This is a genomic window from Corynebacterium epidermidicanis, from assembly GCF_001021025.1.
Classification (GTDB): Bacteria; Actinomycetota; Actinomycetes; order Mycobacteriales; family Mycobacteriaceae; genus Corynebacterium; species Corynebacterium epidermidicanis.
The window spans coordinates 413,697-435,395 of sequence record NZ_CP011541.1 but is presented as its reverse complement, the minus strand read 5'-3'; the positions used below and the strand labels follow the sequence as shown (position 1 = coordinate 435,395).

The window sequence follows — 21,699 nt, the reverse complement described above, 5'->3', positions numbered from 1 at the left end:
CACTTTCATTTGTTTCGCCCGTCGATCAGGGCATTATGCCTCAATTAGCATAGGCCAGTAGCTGTACTATGCGGGCGTGCCACGCATGTTAGCGTGGGATTTTCCGAGCTAGCTCAGCGTCCGAAGGTCACGTGTAAGCGCAGCACGTTCGGCAAGCTCATCCTCCCTTGGATAGTCCACCCCCACTAACGTCAGTCCTTTAGCAGGCGCGACTGGAACTTCAGGCGAACGCTGCGTCTCACCCAGCAACCGCGACGCAAAACTCTCATCCCTACGTCCCTCACCCACCGCCAAACACGTACCGACGAGCGAGCGAACCATCGACCAACAAAACGCATCAGCTGTGACATGCGCTTCGAACAGTTCGGGTTCATGCGCCGTCGAAGCATCTACCCAGCGAAATTCTTCCAGCTGCCTAATCGTGGTCGCGTTCGGCTTGGCTTTACAAAAGGCAGCAAAGTCATGCAGCCCGACCAGTGCGTCGGCCGCTGCTTGCATTTTTGCCAAGTCCACCCGTTTGGGCCAGTTAGCGGTATCTCGACTACGCACCGGTAAGGCCCCTGCAGACGCGGTAGTCACCCGATACACATAGTGCCTGCGCAACGCCGAAAACCGCGCGTCAAATGTCTCCGGAGCCTCCTCAACTTCCCGGACCCGGATATCTTCCGGCAGCAGCCGGGCTAGCCGACGCACCAACTTCCTTGGGTCACCGTCAATGCTGCGCTGCGCCAGTGCTTGCTTATCGACGTCGAAATGCGCCACCTGCCCAGATGCATGCACTCCGGCGTCGGTACGCCCGGCGACAGTCAGTTGGATCTGGCTGCGCAGAATCAAGGACAGTTTGTCCTCCAAAACGCCTTGGACAGTGCGTAGTTCCTGGTGCGCTTGGCCCGGTTTATTTGGTGCTTCTTCGATGCTTTGATTGGGAACTTGGCGCGCCCACCCGTGAAAATCGGTGCCATCGTAGTCAAGCACCATTTTGATGCGCATGTTTTCGTTAGTCATGATGTTTTTCATGTTAACGCGAAACGGCGAGACTCTAATCAATAGAGTCTCGCCGTTTGCAATCTTTGGTTTTCTAAACGAACAAACCCTCACCCCAACCGGCGGATCATTGCCCTCCAGCTAGAACGTCGGCCGATTGAGGATCAGCGACAGGGCTTAGTAGCTACCACGCATGGTGATGAAGTATCCACCGGTGGCATGGTTCTTAGCCACGCCAATACCCAGGGTCTTTGCGTAAGGGTTGAGGATGTTGTCACGGTGTGCTGGGGAGTTCATCCAAGCTGGAACCGCATCGCGTGGGTTGCCGTACATGACTGCAACATTTTCCATGTCAGAAACCTGGAGTGCCATTGGGTCGTGAGCAAGCTGATCGCGCTGCGCGCTGCTCTGCGCCCAAGAGCGGGAGGTGTTTGCGTGTCCGTCGCTCCAAACCACTGGAGCGAGTCCGTGTTGAACACGAATCGCGTTGATTTGGTTGAAGATGTCAGCCTCAGCAGCAGCGAGATTTTCTGCTGGGGCGTTCCATGGAAAAGCATTTGCATTTGGAGCTTCGTTGATTGCGGCACCAAAAGTGAGGGCGAGAGCGGCGGCTGCGGTGATGATCTTCTTCATGGCTGTTGGGCTTTTCTGTTAGCTAGAGGAGGTGTCTTGCTTGACACCATTGATCCAACTACCCCCAGTTGAGGTGACAGCCAGAAAAAAGCTCACTCTTACATAATTGTTGATTCTCATTCAATGAGATTTCGACCCTGTATTTCAGGGTTTTTGTCTCAGTCAGATAAATGCCTTAGTGCCGTTTTATCAGATCGTTATAAGCAATGTGGATGCATCTTTTAGCTAAGAGGTTCGCATTTAGCTTCCCATGCCCCTCCTGGACTGCCGCTTTAATCACACCTTCAGGTTGTTATCGGATCACAAACCTGAGATTGGTGACATATCGCCTATCTGAGAAACCGTAAGCTACCAGCAAACCTTAACGAGCTTCATCAGCATCGAAACGTCAAAGTTACCTCGTTTGGGGCCAGCTTTTCGACAATTTCCTTGATCTTGGTCATTCCCGGATGGCAGCCGAAGAGTAGACAACTGTAGAGTGCCTGAACCCCCGTCACCACAAACTCGGGTGCCTGACCTCGCTTCTCCTTCGATCCGCATATCCTCCACCTGCTGGCCAACCACAGACTGTGATCTTGATGGACTTCACCAGAACCCAGCATCCGCAGACAACGAAACATCCGATCGCTTTCAGATCGCGCAAAACTGCGGGCAGATACCAAACCGCCTGGAGGGGCCATCCGAACAGAATCGGAGTTGAGCAAAGAAGAGAGTCTGGTTGGGGTGTTGCCTCCGGCCGTGCGGTGCGGGTTTGCTGCACAAGTGCTAGTCAGTACCTCCGCGGTAGTACTCCTACCCAGATCACTGATTTTTGACCAAAAAACGCCCGCGTAGGTAGTACTCCTACTTCGGAAGTACTGACTAGCACCTGTGCAGCCCCAGGAAGCCCCAGACGAACCGGGAGAACAGGAAGAACCACAAAGCCCCAGGAAGCGCAAGGAAGAACAATCCGAAAACTAGGCTCCCTAAAGCAACACGCGCGCGTCCAGTTAGAAAAGCGCCACCACAAGCGAGATGGTCGACCAGTTCCTGTGGCCTGGGGCAAAACGGAGACACATCTAAGCGCGCCGTATCCCAAGCGGTGACACCTGCTCGTGAGGCGATCGCGGGACGTAACGCAAGCGGTAATCCAGTCGCAGAACTGGCAGGATGCCGCCGCAATTGTTGAGGCAACTTGTGCGTCTCGCATGATTGCAGCGCCACAAACCTTCACTCCTACATCGCAATCTTTTCTACATCGGCCCAGAACGAGAGCAAAACGCGGTAGAGAACGTGTCGGAGGGCGATTTTTAATCTAGAACAGGAACGCAACCTGAATTTAGTGTCCTTGAGCTGGGAGTATCATGATGCCGGCACACACCATTCTCTAGCTAATCCACAACACAAGCACAATTGCATGAGGAACGCAGAACCCGGCTCCACCTAAAAGTGGAGCCGGGTTCTAGCAGTCGGTATGTCACATACCGGACGATCAACTACTTTTCGGTAGCCTCTGCGGAATCCTCAGTAGCTTCGGCTTCAGCAGCTGCATCAGTAGCAGTGTCAGCCTCTACCTCAGGAGCTTCTTCGACCTCAGCAGCTGGAGCTTCTTCAGCTTTCTTGGAAGCAGCAGCGCGGGTTGCGCGGGTTGCCTCAGCGGAGACGGTCTCCTCGAGTACCAGAGAGATCTGGGACATTGGAGCGTTGTCTCCCTTGCGGTTCTCGAGCTTGACGATGCGGGTGTAGCCGCCGTCACGGCTCTCGAACTTTGGAGCCAACTCGTTGAATAGGTAGTTGACTACGTCCTTGTTAGGGACGAGCTTCAGCACGTTGCGTCGATCAGCAACGGTGCCAGCCTTAGCCTTGGTGATGAGCTTCTCTGCGTATGGGCGCAGCAGCTTTGCCTTAGCGTCGGTGGTCTTGATTGCGCCGTGCTCGAACAGCTGAGCAGCCAGGTTAGACAGAATCTTGGTCTGGTGCGAAGCCGAACCGCCGAGACGGGCGCCCTTCTTTGGGGTAGGCATTGTATGTACTCCTCGTGTACAGGTGGGTTGAGCGCTAGCTCGTCAATTACTCGGTATCGTCGGCGTCGAAATCGATGAACTCGCCGGTTTCAGCGTCGTAGCCTTCGATCTGGGTTGGATCGAAGTCCTCTGGGGCGTCCTTCAAGGTCAAGCCCAAGCCCGCGAGCTTGATCTTGACTTCGTTGATGGACTTTTGACCAAAGTTGCGGATGTCCAGCAGGTCCGCTTCGGTGCACTCTGCGAGCTCACCAACGGTGTGGATCTCCTGGCGCTTCAGGCAGTTGTAGGAGCGAACGGAGAAGTTCAGGTCCTCAATTGCCATTCCGTAGGCAGCGATGTGCTCGGTCTCCTGTGGAGATGGTCCGATCTCGATGCCTTCGGCGGCCGTGTTTAGCTCGCGAGCGAGCCCGAACAGTTCAACTAGGGTCTTGCCTGCAGATGCGAGGGCGTCACGTGCGGTAATAGAGTTCTTGGTCTCTACATCGATGATCAGCTTGTCGAAGTCGGTGCGCTGCTCAACACGAGTAGCTTCCACCTTGTAGGACACCTTCAGTACTGGGGAGTAGATCTGGTCGACTGGGATGCGACCGATCTCGCCGCCACCGGCATTCAGGGTAGCTGGGACGTAGCCACGGCCACGCTCCACGACCATTTCGATTTCGAGACGACCCTGCTCATTCAGGGAAGCAATGTGCAGATCCGGGTTGTGGATCTCCACACCAGCTGGAGGCTGGATGTCACCAGCGGTGACCTCCCCTTCGCCGGTCTTGCTGAGGTACATGACTACTGGCTCATCGGAGTCAGAAGACAGCACAATGCCCTTGATGTTGAGGATGATGTCAGAGACGTCTTCCTTCACACCGTTGATCGTGGTGAACTCATGGAGCACACCGTCAATCTTTACGCTGGTCACTGCCGCCCCCGGGATGGAAGACAGCAAGGTGCGGCGCAGCGAGTTACCGAGGGTGTATCCAAAGCCTGGCTCCAGTGGTTCGATGATGAACCGGGAGCGTGCTTCGTCTACGTATTCTTCGGTAAGCGTGGGACGCTGAGAAATGAGCATGGGTAGAACTCTCCTTGGTGACGCCCGCTATTTGACGTCGATAGGCAAGCAAAAATTTATAAACCGATTGCGATACACAGTGCTTCGCAGCACCGATAGTAGTGCCGCCAAGCGTTGCGTGATTACTTCGAGTAAAACTCGACGATGAGCTGTTCCTGGATAGGAACGTCGATCTGAGCGCGCTCTGGCAGCTGGTGCACGAGAATGCGCAGGGTGGACGGAACGACCTGCAGCCATGCTGGCACGACTGCGTCGACGAGGTTGTCCTGAGCCTCTTCGAACCAGATCATCTTGCGAGACTTCTCACGAACATCAATGATGTCGTATTGAGAAACCTGGAAAGAAGGAACGTTAATCTTCTTGCCGTTCACGGTGAAGTGACCGTGGGAAACAAGCTGGCGAGCCTGACGACGGGTGCGTGCGAGGCCAGCGCGGTAGACAACGTTGTCGAGACGACCTTCCAGCAGGACCATGAGGTTGTCACCGGTCTTGCCTGGGCGACGGTTAGCCTCAGCGTAGTAGCGACGGAACTGCTTCTCCATGACGCCGTAGGTGAAGCGAGCCTTCTGCTTCTCCTGCAGCTGGAGGAGGTACTCAGACTCCTTGATGCGAGCACGACCAGCCTGTCCCGGAGGGTACGGGCGGCGCTCAAATGCCATATCTCCGCCGACGAGGTCGACACGGAGGCGGCGGGACTTACGGGTTACAGGGCCGGTATAACGAGCCATAGTTTGTTACTCTTCCTTTCCCTGATTAAACGCGACGGCGCTTAGGCGGACGGCAGCCATTGTGTGGCTGTGGGGTGACGTCGGTGATGGAACCGACCTCAAGACCCGCGGTGGACAGGGAACGGATTGCAGTCTCGCGGCCAGAGCCTGGGCCCTTGACGTAGACGTCAACCTTCTTCATGCCGTGCTCCATTGCCTTACGAGCGGCAGACTCAGCAGCCATCTGTGCAGCGAATGGGGTGGACTTACGGGAACCCTTGAAGCCGACGTGGCCGGAGGATGCCCAAGAGATAACAGCACCGTTAGGGTCCGTGATGGACACGATGGTGTTGTTGAAGGTGGACTTGATGTATGCAGCGCCTTGCGCCACATTCTTCTTTACGACGCGACGGCCAGTGCGGCGCGCGCCAGAGCGTACTTTAGGAGGCATGGTTTACTTCTTCTTTCCGGCGATCGTCTTCTTAGGACCCTTACGCGTACGAGCGTTGGTCTTGGTGCGCTGACCACGAACTGGGAGGCCACGACGGTGGCGCAGACCCTGGTAGGAGCCGATTTCAATCTTGCGACGAATGTCGGCTGCTACCTGGCGGCGGAGGTCACCCTCAACCTTCCAGGTGGCTTCAATAACGTCACGAAGAGCTGCAATGTTCTCGTCGGTGAGGTTATCGGTGCGCAGATCAGGAGAGATGCCAGTCTCTTCGAGCAGCTTGGCAGCACGGGCTGGGCCGATGCCGTAGATGTAGGTAAGTGCGACTTCCATGCGCTTGTTGCGAGGGAGGTCAACACCAGCTAGACGTGCCATGTTGGTACGTGCCTTTCCGGTTGTTGCGGTGGTTTTCTCCACATTCATCCCCGTCTCATAGCGCTTTGCCCGGTCGGTTGCCGGACGGTGGGCTACGCAATCACGAGGCTTCGGCCACCGTTGCCGAAGGTATGAGAAGTACGCAAGCTCGCTTGTCGACGACCTTTTGGCCTCCCACGAAGTCGCGCTTTCTACGCGTACCTGGAATGTGCAGGCTGATAGTTATTTACTTGTAGCGGTAGACGATGCGACCGCGAGTCAAATCGTATGGAGAAAGTTCCACTACGACACGATCCTCGGGAAGGATGCGAATGTAGTGTTGACGCATCTTGCCCGAGATGTGAGCAAGTACTTTGTGTCCGTTATCCAACTCGACACGGAACGCTGCATTTGGCAAAGGCTCTACTACTTTGCCTTCGACCTCAATTGCGCCTTCTTTAGCCATATCCTCTGCTTTCCTCGGCATTCCAAGTAAAAAATGCCAGGTTGTTTTTCACTTCTGCAGTTTGCACAGGAGCGGGTGCGTGCACTAGTACATACACCAATCGATCAGAGTACATGTCACCAGGCCCAAAAAGCAAGACAGTGTGGCGCAATAGCAAAATCCGCCGGAGTGTCAACTCCGACGGATCACTTGAAGCTAGTTATTAGTAGACGTACACCATGTCGCCCACCTGCAAATCATTGAAGTATGCTGCAGAATCTTCGTAGGTGAGGTGGACACAGCCATGGGAGAGCCAATCGATTCGACCAGCATGGAACGCAATACCGTTGTTGGTGAAGTACACCGAATTAGGCATTGGCGCATTGTTGAACTCGTAAGAGATCTCGTCCTTGACCTTACGGGTTACGTAAAACGTTCCGGTTGGAGTTGCTGTTTGTGGTGAAGGTGCACCGTGGGAGACGGCGACTGGCCCGTAAGTTACCTGGCCATTGCGCTGCAGCCAAGAGCGGTTACCAGCTTTATCGAGGCAGGCGCGGGCCTGAGGTGGGCAAGAACCACGATCGAACTCAGGAGCTGGGGCCGGTGCCGGAGCAGGTGCTGGTGCTTCAACTACTGTCGCCGGAGCTGGAGCCTCGGGAGCCACTGGGGTACGCGAGAGGGTCAGTCCAGGGAAGTAAAGGTTGAGCTGTTGGTCAACTGCGCCACGCACCACTTCGCGTTGCGCTGCTGGCAATGTCTCGGACGATCCATAAACACCGTTGCGTAGGTTCCAAGCGGCGTTCGCGGCGAACTCCGAAGAACCTACCTGCAGGTCAGAGGACGTTGGGATAGTCGGTAGAACTGGTGCAGCCATAGCTGGTTGCGCCATGACCGCGGAAGCGGTCGCTGCGGTCGTAGCGGCGATTGCGGCGCGACGCTTGATAGGAGATGGCTTACGGTGCTTACTCATGGTTTAGCAGTATATTCCTTTGAATGACCAAACGTCTAACTAAGTGAAACGTTTTAGGTTAAGAGCTAGCAGAATAGTTACAGAAGTGACTAAAAGCGAGGCGTGAGAATCCGTGGCCCCTGCGCGGTCGCAGCCACGGTGTGTTCCCAGTGCGCAGACCACGAACCGTCTAGCGTGACTACCGTCCAGTCGTCGTCAAGCACCCGGCTATCTTCGGTGCCGAGGGTGAGCATCGGCTCGATTGCCAGTACGGAACCTTCCTGAATGATTGGGCCTCGGCCTGGGCGGCCTTCATTAGCGAGGTACGGATCTTCGTGCATGGTTCGCCCGATCCCGTGGCCACCGTAGCCATCGACGATGTGCAGTTCAACATCAAACTTGTCCTCGGCAGCCCAGGTCGCTTGTTCGAGCGCGTAGGACACGTCCGTGAGCTTGTTCCCCGGAATCATCGCCTTGAGCCCTTCCATCAGGACCCATTCGGTGGCACGGTTGAGCTTGTCGACGTCCGTCGCCAGCTCTCCGATGCCAAACGACCATGCGCTGTCGCCAACCCACCCATCAAACGTGGCGCCGCAGTCGATGGAGACGAGGTCCCCTTCTTTTAGAATCGTGGCGGCATTGGGGATGCCGTGGACGATCACTTCGTTCACAGAGGCACAAATCGAGCCGGTGAAGCCGTTGTAACCTAGGAAGGTGGGGATTGCCCCGGCATCACGGATCGTCGCTTCGGCCACCTGGTCGAGCTCCAGGGTGGACACTCCTGGCTTGGCGGCTGCTTTGACGGCTTGGAGGGTGCGTCCGACGATTTCGCCGGCGGCTTGCATCGCGTCTAGTTCCCCTGGGGTTTTGGCGGCGATCTGTTTGTTCTTCTTGCGGAAGCCCATGTGCTGTCCTCGGTGTGGTTGTGATTGGAAAAGCCGGTTGCTGTGTTGTCGCAACCGGCTTCTTCGCTTGAGTCTATTTACTTTCCGATGGCTTCCATCGTGCGGGCGTTGATGTCTTCAACAGTGCCCTCGGCTTCGATCGTGATGATCTTGTCGCCGTAGTGATCGATCAGTGGTGCGGTTTCGTCGCGGTAGACGCCAAGGCGGGTGCGGATGGTGTCTTCGTTGTCGTCTGCCCGACCGCGGGCGAGCATGCGCTCTACTACGACATCTTCAGAAACCTTAAAGTTGACGACGCCGTCGAGCTGCGTGCCATGCTTTGCGAGCAGGTCTTCAAGGATGTCAGCTTGTTCCACGGTGCGTGGAAATCCATCAAGCAGGAAGCCGTTAGCTGCGTCCTCTTGGTTGAGGCGGTCCTCAACCATGCGAGCGGTGACGTCGGTGGGGACGAGCTTCCCGGCATCGATGTAGGACTTCGCTTCAACGCCCAGAGGGGTTCCCTCGCCGATGTTGGCGCGGAACAGGTCGCCGGTAGAAATGTGCGGAATGCCTAGCTTCTCGGAAAGAATGGCTGCTTGGGTGCCTTTGCCGGCACCGGGAGGGCCTAGGAGTACGAGTCTCATTTCAGGAATCCTTCGTAGTTGCTTTGGAGAAGCTGGCTTTCGATCTGCTTCACAGTGGTCAGTGCGACCGACACGAGAATCAGGATGGCAGTGCCACCGAATGGGGTGGCGTTAGCTGCACCGGAGTTCACGCCCATGTCCATCATGATGTTTGGCAACACCGCGATGATACCCAGGTAGAGGGCACCTACGAACAGTAGGCGGTTCATCACGTAGCCCAAGTATTCTGCGGTCGGACGGCCCGGGCGGATACCCGGGATAAATCCACCGTACTTCTTCATGTTGTCTGCTTGCTCATTCGGGTCGTATTGCACCGAAACGTAGAAGTAGGAGAAGAAGATGATGAGGACAAAGTATGCGACGATGTACTGCCAGGTCGACGGCGTCTGCAGGTAGTGAATCACATTGCGCTGCCACCAGTTATCCGGCACAGTTGCCGAACCGGAGTTGATGATCTGAGTGATCAGGACCGGCACGTACATCAAGGAGGATGCGAAAATCACAGGGATAACGCCAGCTTGGTTCACCTTCAACGGCAGGTAGGTGGAGGTACCACCGTACTGACGACGGCCCACCATACGCTTTGCGTACTGCACCGGAATACGCCGCTGCCCTTGCTCAATGAACACCACGCCGATAACCAGAATGACGACCGCGACCATGACGAGCGCGAAGACCATACCACCGGAGGATTGGAAGATACGGACGCCGTCGGCAGGCAAGCGGGTTGCGATGCCGGCAAAAATCAGCAGCGACATGCCGTTACCGATACCACGGTCGGTCATCAGCTCGCCGATCCACATAACCAGTACAGCACCTGCGGTCATGGTAATAACCAAGACGATGAGGTCAAAGATATTTCGGTCTGCCTTGAGCACCTCAATTCCCTGCCCGAGCAACTGCTGCCGGTCCGCGAGAGCAACGATGCCAGAAGACTGCAGGAGAGCCAGGGCGACGGTCAGATAACGCGTGTACTGCGTCATCTTGGTTTGCCCTGATTGGCCTTCCTTCTTCAGTTCTTCGAAGTGTGGAATAACCACAGTGAGGAGCTGGACAATAATCGACGCCGTGATGTAAGGCATGATGCCGATGGCGAAGATCGACAGCTGTAGCAGCGCCCCACCCGAGAAAAGGTTGATGAGCGAGTACACGTTGTTCGTGCCGTCGGTCAACTGGCGCAAACGGCCGGCGATCGCAGCGTAATCCACACCAGGCGACGGAATTTGCGCACCGATCCGGTACAAAATGATCATCGCGATGGTGAACAAGATCTTCTTACGAAGATCTACGTCCTTAAAAGCTGAGATAAGGGCGGACACATATCCTCCTGGCTCTCCCCAAGTTTGCGCAGGTCATACGCGGGAGAGAAGTTTTCTATTTAGTGTTAGTGCGCCCTTAGGCACACGGCAGACATTCAACACGACAACTTTACCAGCTATTAGCCCGGTTGAAAATTCTTAGGTTCGGCAATTTAGGTTACCCGGGGCGTTTGGCTCCGAACAATTGCTGGCCAAGCGCGGGCTGTAAAGGAAAACTATCCTCGAGGCTATGTCGATCTTTGTAAACGCCTACAGCACGGTCCGAGATGCCTCTCCTAAGGGAGACGAAGTTTCACACCGCGGTTTTGCCACCGCCGAATCAGCTGAAGCCATAGAGGAAATCCAACAACATCTTTACGACTTCGCTGGATACGTGGACCAATTGGGCATGGCTCGATTCGGCACGATGACAGCACAAACCTTTGACACCATCGATCATATTAATCACACTTTAAATCAGTATGTTTTCGAGCGCCCCGATACTTACTCTCCGACGGATCTGACTGAGTTTACTGATTGGTCGCAGTCCTCCAATTCGATTTTCTTCATTCAGGGCTACGATTCTGTTTACAACGCCCACGGCATAGACCTCCTCAATGAAAACGGGCCAGCTGTTCCTCGTCATCCCTCTGCAGCTATCCGTGCACGAGAGATTCGCGCATCACTTGCCGAAGATGGACTGACCATAGCCGACACCCTTCCTCCCGTGCGGGCTGCAGAAGAGATCTTTTCGCAAACGCCAGAAGATGTCCGGAATCGCATTGCTTCTTTAGCTGTACTATCCAAAGCCGCCGGCACTCTAATACAGGGCGAGCCAATGCCTTTCGAAGCACTGGCCCGTGAATTTGCTGGATACGAATTGTCTTTTGAAGAGCAGGAGTCCGAATTCGTTGAGGCTTACGAGGCAGCTAGATACGACGACATCCAAGACGAAGCTACTCAATATCAATGGAGCATCATCGCTGCCGATACCCTCGCTTGGTGCTTAGAGGCCAGCCCCGGGGAGCCCACCGACTTGGAAAGCGTCAATCCCCAGGAAATTTACGAGACCGTGCGAACGATCCCGGAGGAAGCGCAGTTGCGCGACCCAGATGAGATCTGCGACTTGCACGAATGGATCCGCTGTCTGCGTTGGCATCACATTAGCCACGGCTCCCTGGATGAGATCGCAGCATCAATTTGCCTCGAACGACATCGCGCGTTGGCCTGGATCACGGATCCATTCAGCTCGTATGAAGACGTGGATCTGAATACTTAGCCCGCTATCGCACGACGCGACGAAACTCGGGCCTGCCCGATGTCGCTTCGCGCTCCCGCTGCTGCTCCTGCGCCGTAGGCGGCGGGATCTAGTTCGGAGCGAGACTTTCGCGTAAACACCCTCATGCCTTGCTCCGAGAGGTATGCATCCAGCGCCTCTTTTGCTTTCGTTCGGTCGTCGATAAGCGCCAGCGTTCGTGGCTGATGTTCGGAGGCAACCTTTCGCTCGGCGTCAGCAAGTCGCTGCCCTACCGCGAGACAAAACCCGAGCATATATGACCTACGTGCGCGTCTAATGCCCTTCCGACCGACGATGCCATAGGCGCCAGCGATCATATTGAGGTTGAGTATCGAGTACAGCATATCCACCCGCTCGAGATGGCTAGTCAAACCGAACACTTTGACGGCGCTGACCCGAGTTGATCTATGAACTACGTCCTGAACACCCACGCAGTGGAGCGCATTTGCGATGGTCAATAGCAGGCGCGCCTGCAAATCGGTGTACGAACCATCAAAGTGATATTCCGCAGATGTGGTCCGTTTTGAATGCGGGTCGCTCGGCACATCCGACTGCTCGAGCCCATACCGAGCCATCAGCTCGAACGCCTTCCGATAGAACACCTCCCCCTCGGGCGTGCCCTCCTGGTCAGCCGCCTGCGCGAGCAACTTACGGATCCGTTCCTTCACCTTAAACATTGTTTCTCCTGATCTAGGTCGCTGATATTGCGCTCTAGTCATATCAAAACGTCACCGCTTTTCGACGGGCGGGCCGAATGGGCCTGTGGATAACCAGTATTCGTTGCGGAGGGTGTGGATAAGTGTTTGGTTGGGAACCGAAATGCCCGCTCGAAAGGTATCGAACGGGCATCTGAAGCGTTCTAGCATTAGCTCAGTTTTGGCGTGCCAATGTCGAAACCAAATCATCGGAGACTCAGGAATGATCATCTCGATAGAAATTCAACCGGAACGAAATGGTCTTAGACTCTGCCGGGATTGCAATATGATATTTCAGAACGTCTTCGCGACGAACGCCGGTTCTTTCAGCTACTTTGCCGTCAACATATGTTTCCATGGCAGCGTCAAGCAAAGTAGTAACCCTTTGAATAGTTTGGATCGAACCCGAGAGTCGCGTCAAAATTTTTGCAACCAATGGCGTACGCATCCTTATACGTCAACGTAGTTCACTCGACCGTAGCAATTGGAAACATAGGAGTTTGGATAAGTATTCCAGCCTAGGACAGCCTGTACATTATGGGTATATGAATTTGTCCAAGCACTTTTGAAGTTTACGAGCAATGTCGGAGCAACATGTGGGGGTTGCGAATCCGTATCAACCAGCTTTGCAGCGCTCGAAGATCAAGTGTTACTAGACAATTACGGAGTCTGAGTTGCTCGGCCAGTGATGAGACCGGAGGTGGCCACCAAGGCTGCCACGATAGCTGGCAGCTGCTTAGCGAGGCCTTCAGATTTGAAATTGGGGACATTTCAAAAGTCATTCCAATAGAGAAAGTATCGTCATTTCATCGAAGCTGCATAAAACTACTTTTGAAAATAGCGCCCCCACCTCTTGTCCACTGGTACGGCTAGGTCACCACCCTATTTCAACAAATTTGGGGTATTCTTCATTCTTGCTTAGCGAAGATTTCGCAGCCGATACGCGAAAGGCCTCCACTTTCCGAAAAACGAAATAGTGAAGGCCCTTCGACCGAGTTTCTAGCTATGGAATGTTGGAGTTCCCACAAAGAGCGTGTTTTTATCGATAAACAATTGATCGCCAGTCTTCGACAAAAGATCGATTTGAATTTCTACCTTTTTCGCATAATTAACATCGGCCTTCACATTGAGCAACTGTCCGACCACCGCATCATCCTTGAACACAGTCTTGCCGTCAGCTGTAACTATGACGGAGAAAGTCGCATTGGGATACTTCGACTTCGTTGCATCAGCCATGCCAACCGTTGCAGTCAACGTCTTGTACTGCTGATTGGTATCAACCTTGTCGCGCTCTCCCCGGCCATGCACAGCGATAGAATTGGCGTAAATTTTGCCATTCAGCTTTCCGGTTCCCCGGGTTCCTTCACCGCCGCAGCACCCGCTAAAATCAAACCAAGATGCGGTTCGTCCAGGAACTGGCTTTCCGGTTACCGTTCCAGTGTTCACAACACCCGGCTTATCGCTGCCGCTCGAAAGCTGCGGAGCCTGAGTTGCTAGGCCAGTGATGAGACCGATGATGGTGGCCAGGGCTGCCGCGATTGCGGGCAGCTGCTTAGCGAGGTCTTGAAGATTTGGAATTGGAGGCATTTCACTTTTCTTTCTGAGAGTCTCGGGTAGTTAGGGAAGAAAACGAGCGATCGCCGGTGGGAGCAGGTGCTTGAACTGCATAGCGATAGCGCCAAAAAGTCCGAACAGACCGAGGACACCAACCAGGGCCCCCACAATCGCGCCGGCGTTGGACTTCTTCTTCGGAGTTTCGCCAGGTTTAACTGTTGGCTCCGCCGTCTTGGTAGGCGTAGCAGTAGCCGTAGGCTTCGCAGTTTCGGTTGAAGTTGCAGACGGAGATTGCGTCGCAGAAGTAGGCTTTGGCACCTCCGAAGTAGACACAACAGGCCGAGAGGTCGAAGTAGAAACACTCGGAGTCGTTGATGGCTTCGACGTTACGGTTGGGCGGGATGCGCCGATCGGAGCCAAGTCGAATCCAGGCAGGTATTCGGAGGGGTCCATCTTGGAAGTATCGACCGTTAGGGATTGCCGATTTAGGCAAGCCCTAAAGACGTCAATTTCGAAAGCCGAGCCGCGATCAGCGCCATAGAAAGTACGGACTGCTGCTTCCCACTCAGCCTGGATCGCTGGGTTCTCGGAAACAACCCTGGAACGTATATCGGACAAGTAGTCGTCAATAACCTGCCCTGGGTCAACCCCTTCCTTAGCAAGGTAGTCCTCGAGTTCCTGCCGCGGAAAACGGGACTCCGCAAATTTCGCCACGATTGGATCGGGATAAATTTCAGTTTCATCCAGACGGGCAGGCGCATCGAGCTCGACACCTGCTTGCAGCATGGCTTGATAGCGACCGTACAGCGTAACGGTCGAAAGTGCGATCACCCTAGCGCCTTCTTGGTTATACCCGGCTGCCTCGAAAGCAGCTACCAATCGGCCGTTTATCTCAATCGTTTCCGCCAACAAGGACGAAGAAAGTTCTTCAGGGATTTTCCCCTGATATTGCTTACTAAGTTCGTTGTATTTGATTGAGAGTTCTCGATACCTTTTGACGTCACTCACAAAAGATTTCTTGTCAGAAATCCGATTGAGCGCTGCTCGCACCCCATCCCATACAAATGCATAGTTTTCGCCCAGAATATTATCCCGATTCGTAAAGCGAATCTCACACGTGTCATCGGCCGGGTAGTAGGTATTAGACGCAGCCTGCACCGGCTGCACCCCTCCGAGCACCATCACAGCCGCCATGCCCGTGGCAACTGTTACCTTTTTGAGATGGGAAAGACGCATCTAGCGGCTCCTCTTTGATCAAATTGTTACAAACTGGTCAGAACTGGAAACTAGCTAGAGACTAACTCCCCCCGTTACCTTGTGAGTATCCCCGATAATGGGGATAGTCGCTGGTCCCGGTATGGCTTACTTGCCCTGTAGTTTCCATGATCCGGGGGGTGTTGCCACCGGGTGCCAGGACGTTCGATGACAGCTGATAGGGACACGGCCGGAATCTATATATCCAGGTCTCTTTGTAACGTGGGTGCTCGCAACGAATGTCATGACGCCAGCGACTGGAACAACGACATATTCAACTCGTTTTCTAGGAGCTCACCATGTCGCAGGAACACTCCATCGACATATTCCTCGGCCTAGACGTAGGTAAGTCTGAACACCACGCCTGCGCTCTCGACCGCGACGGCAACAAGGTCTTCGACAAACCATTGCCTCAACTCGAGTCCGATCTAGCAAGCGTTTTCCATCAGCTTCAAGAGCGTGGCTCTGTTCTTGTGGTCGTCGATCAACCCAATACCATCGGCGCACTACCGATTGCTGTAGCCCGTGCCTGCGGATGCGAAGTCGGATACCTACCAGGCCTAGCCATGCGCAAAGCTGCAGATCTCTATCCAGGCCGTGCGAAAACAGACAAACGCGACGCCTTCATAATCGCTGATACCGCCCGAACAATGCCTCACACGCTGCGTGCCGTCGACCGAAACAACGAAGTTCTGTCAGCATTGAAAATGCTCTCCGGCTTCGATGACGACATCGCCCGCGACTGCACCCGCACCGTCAACCGACTACGTAGCATCCTCACCCAGATCTGCCCAAGCCTGGAACGAGTTTTTGCTGGCAGCACCCTAACTCGCACCCCAATCCTGGACATGCTGATCCATTACAAGGGGCCCCAGGGGCTGAAACGAGCCGGGTATCAACGAGTGCTGAACTGGATGATCAAGCACACACGAAAAGACCCCACCCCACTGGTAGACGAGATTTTTGCAGCACTGAAAGCGCAAACAGTTATTGTGCCTGGAAGCGATGCCGCCGAGCTCGTCATTCCCCAACTAGCTGCAAACATCAAGGCGTTAAAAGAGCAGCGCGACACCATTACTGAACAGGTTGAGAGAATGCTTGATGATTTCCCTCTTTGTGAGGTCTTGATGAGCATGCCCGGAGTCGGCATCAAGACCGCAGCACAGATCCTCCTGGCGATCGGTGACGGCTAAAGACTTCGACAGTGCTGGCCACCTGGCCGCTTACGCAGGCATCGCACCAGTGACACGACGATCAGGATCATCAATCAGAGGCGAATTCCCAGCACGATCAGGCAATAAGCGGCTGAAAAACGCTTTGTTCTACTCCGCATTTGCCGCTATCCGCAGCCACGAACCGTCACGACAGTACTACGAACGTAAACGCGCCGAAGGTAAACGCCACAACGCGGCAGTTATCTGCCTGGCACGACGCAGATGCAACGTCATCTACGCAATGCTGAAAAACAAAGAGTTCTTCCGAGAAATCCCACCACGCCCAGTCGCCGCTTAATGTCTAAAGACGAAAACCGACCAGCACACGCTGGCCGGTTCCTAAGCACGCCTAAAAGCTACCCCCACATCTGTATTCGTCAGCGACAACCTCACACTTGACAAAAACATAGGGACACCCCCCGCCTGTCCACAGGAAAATCCAATTTTCGAATGTTGCCCACCCAAAAGGGGGTATCAAATTAGTAATTTTTCATCATTTAATTGCCAAACTATTAGGATTCATGCGAGCGACAAGACGATCATACACGTCGAAAAACATGCGCGCAGGCATGCAAAAAGGGCCCTTCCCAATCGGGAGAGCCCTTAACGCTTAAGACTTAAAAGGTTTAAGCCTCGGTGACCGTGCCGCCAGCGGCCTCGATCTTCTCCTTGGCAGAGCCGGAGAACTTGGTTGCGGTGACGTTCAGCTTGACGCTGATGTCGCCGTTACCGAGCACCTTTACTGGCTGGTTCTTGCGAACGAGGCCAGCTGCAACGAGGTCTGCGACGGTGACGTCGCCACCCTGGGCGAAGTGCTTCTCAAGGTCAGCAACATTAACCACTTGGAAAACCACGCGGTTAGGGTTCTTGAAGCCCTTGAGCTTAGGCAGACGCATGTGAAGTGGCATTTGGCCACCTTCGAATGCAGCAGAAACCTGCTTGCGAGCCTTGGTACCCTTGGTACCGCGACCAGCGGTCTTACCCTTGGATGCTTCACCGCGACCAACGCGGGTCTTAGCCTTGTTTGAGCCCGGAGCCGGGCGCAGGTCGTGGAGCTTGATTGGTTCGCTCATTGTTTACTCCCCCGCTACTTCTTCGACGACGACCATGTGGCGCACCACGTTGATCATGCCGCGAGTCACTGGAGTGTCTTCGCGCACGACGCTGTGGTGGATGCGCTTCAGGCCGAGGGAACGCAGCGATTCCTTCTGGTTCTGCTTAGCACCAACGGTGCCCTTGGTTTGAGTGATCTTCAGGGCCATGGTTTAAGCCTCCTGTGCTGCGCGAGCGCGCAGGATACGTGCTGGAGTGACCTCTTCGACGGTCTTGCCACGACGGGCAGCGACCTCTTCAGGACGAACCAGCTGCTTCAAGCCAGCCACGGTTGCGTGGACGACGTTGATAGCATTGTCGGAGCCCAGGGACTTGGACAGAACGTCCTGAACGCCTGCACATTCCAGAACTGGACGCGCAGCGCCACCGGCGATAACACCGGTACCTGGAGCTGCAGGGCGCAGCATCACGATGCCGGCCGCAGCTTCACCCTGGACTGGGTGGGTGATGGTTCCGCCAACCATTGGGACGCGGAAGAAGTTCTTGCGAGCCTCTTCTGCACCCTTCTGGATTGCTGCTGGAACTTCCTTGGCCTTGCCGTAGCCAACGCCGACCATGCCCTGGCCGTCGCCAACGATGACGAGAGCGGTGAAGCTGAAGCGACGACCACCCTTCACGACCTTGGACACGCGGTTGATGGTTACAACGCGCTCAATGTACTGGGAGCGCTCGTCCTGCTGCTGGTTGCGGCGATCGTCACGATCACGGCCGCGACCGCGGCGCTCGTTGCGCTCGTTGTTGTTGTTCTCGTCGGCGGAGCGTCCGCCGTTACGCCGTTCACGTCCCGGCATTACGCGATCCTTCCGTTGATGTTCATGGTTGCGGTGATCATTAGAACTTCAGACCACCTTCACGTGCGGCGTCAGCCAGAGCGGCGACGCGACCGTGGTACTGGTAGCCACCGCGGTCAAAGACCACAGCTTCAATACCAGCAGCCTTGGCGCGCTCAGCAATGAGCTTGCCAACCTGGGCACCACGTGCCTTCTTATCACCATCGAGTGCGCGTACTGCTTCTTCCATGGTGGAAGCTGCAGCAAGCGTGTGACCTGCGAGGTCGTCGATGATCTGAACGTGCATGTGGCGAGAGGTACGGTGTACGACGAGACGTGGCATCTCGGCAGTACCCCGCAGGTTCTTGCGGATGCGGAAGTGGCGACGTGCACGAGCCTCGCGACGGCGAGTGGAGATGTCCTTGCCTACTGGCAGGCGCTTGTTTGAAGTGTTCTCGTTGCTCATTACTTACCCGTCTTTCCGACCTTGCGACGGACCTGCTCACCCTCGTAGCGGATGCCCTTGCCCTTGTAAGGATCATCCTTACGCAGACGACGGATGATAGCAGCGATCTGTCCGACCTTTTGCTTGTCAATACCCTCGATCGAAAGCTTGGTGTTGCCATCAACAGCAAACTTGATGCCTTCTGGAGCTTCGATCAGAACTGGGTGAGAGTAGCCCAGGGAGAACTCGAGAGCAGTGCCCTTGAGCTGGACACGGTAGCCGACACCGAAGATTTCCATCTTGATGGTGTAGCCCTTGGTAACACCCTCAACGAGGTTGTTCACCAAAGAGCGGGACAGGCCGTGCAGGGCGCGGTTCTTGCGGTGATCGTCTGGACGGGTAACGAGGATCTCGTTGCCCTCAACGGCGACGTTGATCGGAGCTGGAACGTCGAGAGACAGGGTACCCTTAGGGCCCTTGACCTCTACGTGCTGGCCGTCGAGCTTAACGTCAACACCGGATGGGATAGCGATAGGGTTCTTACCAATACGCGACATTTTACAAATCCTCCCTTACCAGACGTAGGCGAGAACTTCTCCGCCTACACCCTTCTCGGTAGCCTGGCGATCGGTCAGGAGACCCTGGGACGTGGAAATAATAGCCACGCCCAGGCCACCCAGAACCTCTGGCAGGTTGGTGGACTTTGCGTATACGCGCAAGCCTGGCTTAGAAACGCGACGAACACCAGAGATGGAGCGCTCGCGAGACGGGCCGTACTTCAGATCCAGCTTCAGGGTCTTACCAACTTTTTCCTCCGAAACAGAGAAATCAGCGATGTAGCCCTCTTGCTTGAGGATCGTAGCGATGTTCACCTTCAACTTGGAAGATGGCATAGACACGGAGTCATGGTACGCATGGTTTGCATTGCGCACGCGAGACAACATGTCTGCAATTGGATCAGTCATGGTCATATTACTGTGACCTTGAGCCTTTCTCGTTGCGGTTCCCTTACCCACCCGGCGTTATCAGTTAACAACCGGCCACTGCCGCTCACCTAGCTAAATAGTCAGGAAGCTCGCTGCCTTGAAATTTCACTGGACGCATTGGGCGGGGGGCCTACAACAAAGTAGGTGGAATATGTACTTGTGGCACTCGAGTCATTCAAGTCCAACGGGCTACCCTACCGCAATTGCCCACTTTTGCCAAGTACCTCTTAGATTGCTTATCGACGCCCGTTCGGCCAGGGTGGCTACCTCCGGCAACGCAGGCCACTGCACGGCTTCTTAAGACCAACGGCCGTCGATAAGCAAGGTGGCGGTGATGTTACCCACTTATCCCGCATACCCCTATTCAATAAGTGCATTCGCATGCGAAAATAGATAGCAGCAATTGAATACGTCGTAGCCAAGTGGCGCATCGATGGGCTGAGTGTTTGTGGCGCTACTTTGCTGACCCCAGTAGAGAAAGTGAGCACCTTAGCGATGCTGTACTTATTGATAGCCGGCCTTGCTGTGGCCGCGGTTATTTATCTGATCGTGAAGAAAGTTAATGCTGCGGCGTCGATTTTCTTCGTCGGTGTCATCCTCCTCATGGTGGCCGCGATGCTCGGCAAAGCGCAGCCGTCAGTCAAAATTACCCCTTCCGGCAATAGCTTCTACGACGAACTTCTCGTGGTGGAAGCCCTGTTCAAGTCCCGCTTCTCCGGCATCGGCATGGCGATCATGGTGCTGTTCGGTTTCGTTGCCTACATGCGCCACATCGGTGCCGATGCCAAAGCAGTGGTCGTCCTGTCCAAGCCTTTGCAGCACTTCGAAGGCTCCTATTGGATGGTTCCCATCGGATACCTGATCGGTAGTCTGTTGTCCCTGGTGGTCCCTTCCGCCTCCGCGCTGTCCCTGCTGCTGATTGCGACACTGCTTCCCGCGCTTATCGCCGCTGGCCTCACACCTTTGACAGTAGGCGCTATAGTGGTGACCTCCTCGACAATCATCCCGACGCCACTAGAAGCTGGCCTCATCCAAGGTGCGAAGCTCACCGGATTGCCTATTTCCGAATTCGTCTTTGGCCACGTTGCCCGTGCCACGGTGCCCACCTTGGTTATCACCGCGTTCGTCCATATGTGGTGGCAGCACCACTGCGACAAAGTTGATGCCGCCCGGTCAGTCGCTACCGCCGGAGACAGCGCGGTTATTGAAACGCACGCCAGCGTCGAAGAAGCACTGCAGCGAGCCAAAGGACTGCCCGGATTCTATGCCATTCTTCCGCTACTTCCTCTCCTACTCATCGTGCTGTCGGCGATTTTGAAGAACTTGCATGTCATTCCATTCGAGGCCGAGATCCTACCAGTAACTGTGGCATCCATGCTGATTACCCTGATCATCGAAGTGATCCGCCACCGGGATGTCGTGAAGACGATTGATTCCACCAAATCCTTCTTCACCGGCATGGGCGAAGGCGCAGCAGGCGTGGTGGCCTTGCTGGTCGCCGCCGCCGTCCTGATCGAAGGCATCACACAGCTGGGGATCATCGACATGCTCATCCGCGCCACCGAAGGGTCGTCCGGTGCGGCCGTTATCGTCGTGCTGATCTTCGTGGCAGCCACCGCGATCATGGCAACGTTGACGGGTTCCGGCACTGCCCCTTACTTCGCCTTCGCGGAAGTGGTGCCCAAGCTCGCCGCCGAAACTGGAATCCAGCCAGTGCAAATGCTCAACGCCATCTGGGGCACTTCCAACCTGATGCGTCAGGTTTCCCCGGTTAACGCCGCGGTGCTGATCGTCTCTGGCGCGATCAACGTTAACCCCATTCGCCTGGTCAAACGCACTGCGGTGCCGATGATCGTCGCCACGATCCTCAACGTGGTCTTCACGTTCCTCTTCATCGCTGCCTAGAGCCAGCCACCTAGCAAACGCCGCCTAGCAAACGCCGCCTAGCGCGCTGCGAAA

General features: G+C 55.2%; 23 protein-coding genes and 1 pseudogene. 3 read left to right on the top strand and 21 right to left on the bottom strand.

Annotated features, from left to right (window positions below; all coding sequences use genetic code 11):
• Window positions 1-108: 108 nt before the first annotated feature.
• From truA to secY, 12 genes are all read right to left on the bottom strand, one after another.
• Complete coding sequence (truA, locus tag CEPID_RS02095; RefSeq protein ID WP_047241271.1) at window positions 109-1,005, bottom strand: tRNA pseudouridine(38-40) synthase TruA; 897 nt, start codon at window positions 1,003-1,005, stop codon at window positions 109-111.
• 156 nt (window positions 1,006-1,161) lie between these two features.
• On the bottom strand, window positions 1,162-1,617 hold the full coding sequence (locus CEPID_RS02090) for a CAP domain-containing protein (RefSeq protein WP_047239560.1): 456 nt from the start codon (window positions 1,615-1,617) through the stop codon (window positions 1,162-1,164).
• A gap of 1,475 nt (window positions 1,618-3,092) precedes the next feature.
• Window positions 3,093-3,620 carry a 50S ribosomal protein L17 gene (gene rplQ, locus CEPID_RS02085; protein WP_047239559.1) on the bottom strand — a complete coding sequence of 176 codons (528 nt, stop codon included), beginning with the start codon at window positions 3,618-3,620 and terminating at the stop codon, window positions 3,093-3,095.
• 46 nt (window positions 3,621-3,666) lie between these two features.
• The gene (locus tag CEPID_RS02080; protein WP_047239558.1) at window positions 3,667-4,683 is read right to left on the bottom strand and encodes a DNA-directed RNA polymerase subunit alpha; all 1,017 of its coding nucleotides are present in this window, start codon (window positions 4,681-4,683) and stop codon (window positions 3,667-3,669) included.
• A 122-nt stretch (window positions 4,684-4,805) separates the two neighbouring features.
• Complete coding sequence (gene rpsD, locus CEPID_RS02075; RefSeq protein WP_047239557.1) at window positions 4,806-5,411, bottom strand: 30S ribosomal protein S4; 606 nt, start codon at window positions 5,409-5,411, stop codon at window positions 4,806-4,808.
• A 25-nt stretch (window positions 5,412-5,436) separates the two neighbouring features.
• Window positions 5,437-5,841: a 30S ribosomal protein S11 gene (gene rpsK, locus CEPID_RS02070; RefSeq protein WP_047239556.1), complete on the bottom strand. Its 405-nt coding sequence runs from the start codon at window positions 5,839-5,841 to the stop codon at window positions 5,437-5,439.
• Window positions 5,842-5,844: 3 nt separating this feature from the next.
• Window positions 5,845-6,213, bottom strand: a complete 369-nt coding sequence (gene rpsM, locus CEPID_RS02065; protein ID WP_047241270.1) for a 30S ribosomal protein S13 — start codon at window positions 6,211-6,213, stop codon at window positions 5,845-5,847.
• Between the two features lie 226 nt (window positions 6,214-6,439).
• Window positions 6,440-6,658, bottom strand: a complete 219-nt coding sequence (gene infA, locus CEPID_RS02060; protein ID WP_047239555.1) for a translation initiation factor IF-1 — start codon at window positions 6,656-6,658, stop codon at window positions 6,440-6,442.
• A 202-nt stretch (window positions 6,659-6,860) separates the two neighbouring features.
• The gene (locus CEPID_RS02055; protein ID WP_047239554.1) at window positions 6,861-7,607 is read right to left on the bottom strand and encodes a L,D-transpeptidase; all 747 of its coding nucleotides are present in this window, start codon (window positions 7,605-7,607) and stop codon (window positions 6,861-6,863) included.
• Window positions 7,608-7,696: 89 nt separating this feature from the next.
• Window positions 7,697-8,491: a type I methionyl aminopeptidase gene (map, locus tag CEPID_RS02050; RefSeq protein ID WP_047239553.1), complete on the bottom strand. Its 795-nt coding sequence runs from the start codon at window positions 8,489-8,491 to the stop codon at window positions 7,697-7,699.
• A gap of 77 nt (window positions 8,492-8,568) precedes the next feature.
• Window positions 8,569-9,114 carry an adenylate kinase gene (locus CEPID_RS02045; protein WP_047239552.1) on the bottom strand — a complete coding sequence of 182 codons (546 nt, stop codon included), beginning with the start codon at window positions 9,112-9,114 and terminating at the stop codon, window positions 8,569-8,571.
• Complete coding sequence (gene secY / locus CEPID_RS02040; protein WP_047239551.1) at window positions 9,111-10,433, bottom strand: preprotein translocase subunit SecY; 1,323 nt, start codon at window positions 10,431-10,433, stop codon at window positions 9,111-9,113. The genes CEPID_RS02045 and secY overlap by 4 nt, the downstream gene beginning before the upstream one ends.
• Before the next feature lie 229 nt (window positions 10,434-10,662).
• On the opposite strand from secY, the gene CEPID_RS02035 reads away from it, so the two are divergent.
• Window positions 10,663-11,691, top strand: a complete 1,029-nt coding sequence (locus CEPID_RS02035) for a DUF4272 domain-containing protein (RefSeq protein ID WP_047239550.1) — start codon at window positions 10,663-10,665, stop codon at window positions 11,689-11,691.
• Here CEPID_RS02035 and CEPID_RS02030 read toward each other — a convergent pair.
• The 3 genes from CEPID_RS02030 to CEPID_RS02020 form a co-directional block, all read right to left on the bottom strand.
• Window positions 11,688-12,386 (bottom strand): DUF2786 domain-containing protein, encoded by a 699-nt coding sequence (locus CEPID_RS02030; protein WP_047239549.1) that lies wholly within the window; start codon window positions 12,384-12,386, stop codon window positions 11,688-11,690. The genes CEPID_RS02035 and CEPID_RS02030 overlap by 4 nt on opposite strands.
• A 1,017-nt stretch (window positions 12,387-13,403) precedes the next feature.
• Window positions 13,404-13,991 (bottom strand): NPCBM/NEW2 domain-containing protein, encoded by a 588-nt coding sequence (locus CEPID_RS02025; RefSeq protein ID WP_047239548.1) that lies wholly within the window; start codon window positions 13,989-13,991, stop codon window positions 13,404-13,406.
• Between the two features lie 30 nt (window positions 13,992-14,021).
• Entirely contained in the window at window positions 14,022-15,194 is a 1,173-nt protein-coding gene (locus CEPID_RS02020) for a hypothetical protein (protein WP_047239547.1), read from the bottom strand.
• A 317-nt stretch (window positions 15,195-15,511) separates the two neighbouring features.
• Between CEPID_RS02020 and CEPID_RS02015 the strand changes: the two are divergent.
• Window positions 15,512-16,724, top strand: a pseudogene (locus CEPID_RS02015) (IS110 family RNA-guided transposase).
• A 328-nt stretch (window positions 16,725-17,052) separates the two neighbouring features.
• On the opposite strand, the gene rplO reads toward CEPID_RS02015, so the two are convergent.
• From rplO to rpsH, 6 genes are read right to left on the bottom strand one after another with little or no spacing between them, the layout of a single operon-like run.
• On the bottom strand, window positions 17,053-17,499 hold the full coding sequence (rplO, locus tag CEPID_RS02010) for a 50S ribosomal protein L15 (RefSeq protein ID WP_047239546.1): 447 nt from the start codon (window positions 17,497-17,499) through the stop codon (window positions 17,053-17,055).
• Between the two features lie 3 nt (window positions 17,500-17,502).
• The gene (gene rpmD, locus CEPID_RS02005) at window positions 17,503-17,688 is read right to left on the bottom strand and encodes a 50S ribosomal protein L30 (protein WP_047239545.1); all 186 of its coding nucleotides are present in this window, start codon (window positions 17,686-17,688) and stop codon (window positions 17,503-17,505) included.
• Between the two features lie 3 nt (window positions 17,689-17,691).
• Window positions 17,692-18,330: a 30S ribosomal protein S5 gene (gene rpsE, locus CEPID_RS02000; RefSeq protein WP_047239544.1), complete on the bottom strand. Its 639-nt coding sequence runs from the start codon at window positions 18,328-18,330 to the stop codon at window positions 17,692-17,694.
• A 40-nt stretch (window positions 18,331-18,370) separates the two neighbouring features.
• On the bottom strand, window positions 18,371-18,775 hold the full coding sequence (gene rplR / locus CEPID_RS01995) for a 50S ribosomal protein L18 (RefSeq protein WP_047239543.1): 405 nt from the start codon (window positions 18,773-18,775) through the stop codon (window positions 18,371-18,373).
• A complete protein-coding gene (rplF, locus tag CEPID_RS01990) occupies window positions 18,775-19,311 on the bottom strand; it encodes a 50S ribosomal protein L6 (RefSeq protein WP_047239542.1) in 537 nt (178 codons plus the stop codon). The genes rplR and rplF overlap by 1 nt, the downstream gene beginning before the upstream one ends.
• Before the next feature lie 15 nt (window positions 19,312-19,326).
• Complete coding sequence (gene rpsH, locus CEPID_RS01985; protein ID WP_047239541.1) at window positions 19,327-19,725, bottom strand: 30S ribosomal protein S8; 399 nt, start codon at window positions 19,723-19,725, stop codon at window positions 19,327-19,329.
• 510 nt (window positions 19,726-20,235) lie between these two features.
• Here rpsH and dcuC point away from each other — a divergent pair.
• A complete protein-coding gene (gene dcuC / locus CEPID_RS01980; protein WP_047239540.1) occupies window positions 20,236-21,645 on the top strand; it encodes a C4-dicarboxylate transporter DcuC in 1,410 nt (469 codons plus the stop codon).
• Window positions 21,646-21,699: the final 54 nt, after the last annotated feature.